Genomic DNA, 3,591 nt, shown 5'->3' on the forward strand with positions numbered 1-3,591 from the left:
AAGACTTAGTTTTAGTATCACTAGCTAGAGCAGGTACCCCATATGGAATTCTAATTAAGAGATACTTAAAACTTAAATATAATGTGGATATAAAGCACTATAGCATTTCTATAATTAGAGGTAAGGGAATAGATTATAATGCACTTAAGTATATATTGAAAAATAATCAAAGGGGAAATATACAGTTTGTTGATGGATGGACAGGCAAGGGATCTATAATAGGTGAACTAAATAACACCATAGATAAGTTTAATAAAGAGTTTAATAAAAATGTAGATAGTTCTTTAGCAGTAGTAGCTGACCCAGCAAAGCTATGTAAGTTTTATGGCACAAGAGAAGATATTGTTATTCCAAACTGTTGTTTAAACTCCACAGTTAGCGGATTAATTAGTAGAACAGTTCATAGCAGGAAGTTCATAGGAGAGATGGATTTTCATGGAGCAAAGACCCTTGATTATTTAAGAAGTGAAGATTTATCTATGTATTTTATAGAGGAGATTTCAAATGAATTCTGCAGTGAACTTGTATATAATTATGATGATACTGAAGGTGTTTTGAGAGAAGATTTTGAAGGTGAAGAAGAAATAACAGGTAATAAAGCCTATGGTAATGATGATGAATATGAAATAGATAGTATAGGTATAGAACCTAAAGTTACTAAGTCTAGAATTAAATGCTTAAATAGTTGTAAAAGTTTAATGGAGCCTATAGATAGAGAGTATGCAAGGACTATTGCAGAAGAAATTAGAAAAATATTTAATGTTAAAAGTATAAATAATATTAAGCTAAGCATAGGAGAGTCTGCTAGAGTGTTACTTAGAAGAAAAGCAAGATTAGTTTTAGTCCGTGATTTAGAGGATAAAAATATTGCACATATAATAGAGCTTGCTAAAGAAAAGGATGTAGAAGTAGTTAAATATAATACAGGAAGTTATAGGTGCATGGCAATAATAGAAGAGGAAATTAAATAGTATGAAAGATTTATATTTTGTAACAGATTTAGATAGAACTATTATACATTCTAAAAACGAGGGATTTAAATGTGTTGAAAAAATGGGAGAAAGAGAAATAACTTATATGACTGAAAGTAGTCATGAAGAGTTAATGGAAATTCTAAAGTTAAAAAACTTTAAATTTATACCTTGTACCATGAGAAATATTAGGCAGACATTAAGAGTAGATTTCATAAGAGAATACAATCCGCAGACAATTATTTGTACAAATGGAGCTCAAATTTATATAAATGGAGAACTAGATTCTAAGTGGAATCATGAAATGAGAAAGCTAGTGAATGTAGATGAGATTAAAAGAGATATTAAATATATAGAAGATTGTAATCTTGAAATACAAGAGGTAAGGAATATAGAAGATTTCTATATTACAGTAAAATGTGAAAATGAAGAATTAGCAAGAATAGCGTATGATAGATTAAAGGATAAATTTAATAAAAATATAAGAGTAATGCAAATAGGGGCTAAAGTATTTTTTATAAATGAAAACATAGATAAGATAAATGCTGTTGATTACATAATAGATAGGTTTAAAATAGAAAATTTAATTACTTCAGGGGATAGTGAAGTGGATAGAATGTTTACAACAAGAGGAATTTCTATACTTCCTAAGCATTGTAGCTTTAAAAGTGAAAAGGCTATTTTCACAGAAAGAGATGGAATATATTCAACAGATGATTTAATAAATATTCTTAAAAAACACATATTATTTGAAAGTTAATATTAGATGTTCTATATCAAATAAGGTTGATTGACATGTATGTAATAAGATAATATGAATGTAGGAGTTTTAAATTTATATTAAAAAAGAGGGGTGATTCTATAGATGGCTATGGACTTAAAACAAATAACTCACTCTATGTTTAGAAAAAAGTTTGAAAGAACTAATGGATGTAAAGAATTGGAACCTTATTTTTATAGGTTTATAGGAGTAGATGACATTAGTAATTATAATGATGTTATAAGGACTTTAGAAGATAAATGTATAGAGCACAAAGACCAGTGTATTATTTTTGATAATAATATGCCTTTAGAGGGGGAATTAGAGCTTATACAATATATTTATAATGAGTTAAATGCTATGGATATTAGAAATATGCAAAATGCAGATATAGTATTATTTGATAATTTACAAGTAAATATGATGTTTTTAAAGGCTTTAGATTATGTTATTCCTTTAGCTGTATCAAAGGAAAACTTCTTTAATGACAATGTGAGAAATAATTTTATAACTAAATTAATTGTTTGGACATATACATTTGCAAGGAGTATGAAATACAATGAAGATATAAATCCCAAATGTATTTATTATGGAACAATTGGAAGACATGAAATATATTTTTTAATCTTATTATATTTAATGGGCTTTGATGTAGTTTATATTAATCCTTTAAAAGAAGAATTTTGGGAGGAAATAGAGGAAAATAATCTAAGCCAATGTGAGAGAAGTATGGGAATATTAAATATTGAATCTTTTACTGAAAGGGCGAGTAAAGGTAAGGTAATAGATAATGTAGAGACCATAACTAAACAGATTGAGAGAGATGTGGAAGAGCAGCTTTTCGAGAATACAGGAATGTTTAAGCCTTGGCAGTTTAGAAAAGGATATACTAAAAGTGTATTACTAGATACTATTCTTGAGGATATATATATATATTGGAATGAGCCGTGTAAATTAAGGGATGGATTTAAAGTTGAAGGAAAATGTGTAAAGGTACCTTGTTTTTTTAAAAAAATTGATGGGCAATATGCAAATGCCTTTGAATATCAAAAACTTGTTAGGTATTGTGTTAATTCTCCAAATACTTTGTTTTCAAATGATGGAAATATATCTAGGGAGGTGGGAGTAACAGACAACATGTATGAACTTATGTTTTGTCAACTTAGCGATGGAACCTTTGATATAGATGAAATAAAAAAAATGACTATTTATAAGTTTGGAAAATATAGCGAAGAAGTTCAGAATTTCTTGCTTAAGAAATTCAATGAAACTATCACGGATAAAAGTATTTATGTAAAGCAATTAAATAAGGATGATATATTAAAACTACTTGTTTTAGTGTTATCTTTAGATGAAAGAATAGTAAGATTTATAGATAACTTTGATTTTACAGCACAAGTTCCTAAAATAGTAATTTATCTAAATAATGAAGATGGAATATCAGAATCTATGTCTATGCTTCTTGGATATTTACATGTTATTGGAATGGATATAGTTATATTTAATCCTTCAGGATTATTTAATATAAATAATGTTTTAAAAGAAGACATAATAAACATTATTAGGTTAGATGAAATGAATTATACTTCAAAGTATAAAAGTATAATGAGCTTAAAGCAAAGTGTATTTTCAAGATTATTAAACAAGTAAATAAATGAGGATATATAAGGGGGAAATGACAAATGAATAATAAAGTATTTGAGCCAATAGATGCTGAAATAGTAACAGGAACTGATATGGAATGTGAAAACCAAGGACAAAATATGAATGGTATGAACATGGGACATCAAAACCAAGGGCAGTATGGAAACAATATGAATGGTCAATACCAAAATCAAAGTCAGCATGGAAACAATATGA

At 27.6% G+C, this 3,591-nt stretch carries 3 protein-coding genes; all 3 read left to right on the forward strand.

Annotated features, from left to right (window positions below; genetic code table 11):
- Positions 1-971: cysteine protease StiP domain-containing protein (locus tag B2671_RS12630; protein WP_346870718.1), on the forward strand; the 971-nt coding region annotated here is incomplete at its 5' end.
- A 1-nt stretch (position 972) separates the two neighbouring features.
- Complete coding sequence (locus B2671_RS12635; protein ID WP_346870719.1) at positions 973-1,731, forward strand: HAD family hydrolase; 759 nt, start codon at positions 973-975, stop codon at positions 1,729-1,731.
- Between the two features lie 105 nt (positions 1,732-1,836).
- The gene (locus B2671_RS12640) at positions 1,837-3,381 is read left to right on the forward strand and encodes a YceG family protein (RefSeq protein ID WP_346870720.1); all 1,545 of its coding nucleotides are present in this window, start codon (positions 1,837-1,839) and stop codon (positions 3,379-3,381) included.
- Positions 3,382-3,591 lie beyond the last annotated feature (210 nt).

The sequence above is a fragment of the Clostridium sp. UBA5119 genome, assembly GCF_002414285.1.
Lineage (GTDB): Bacteria > Bacillota > Clostridia > Clostridiales > Clostridiaceae > Clostridium_J > Clostridium_J sulfidigenes.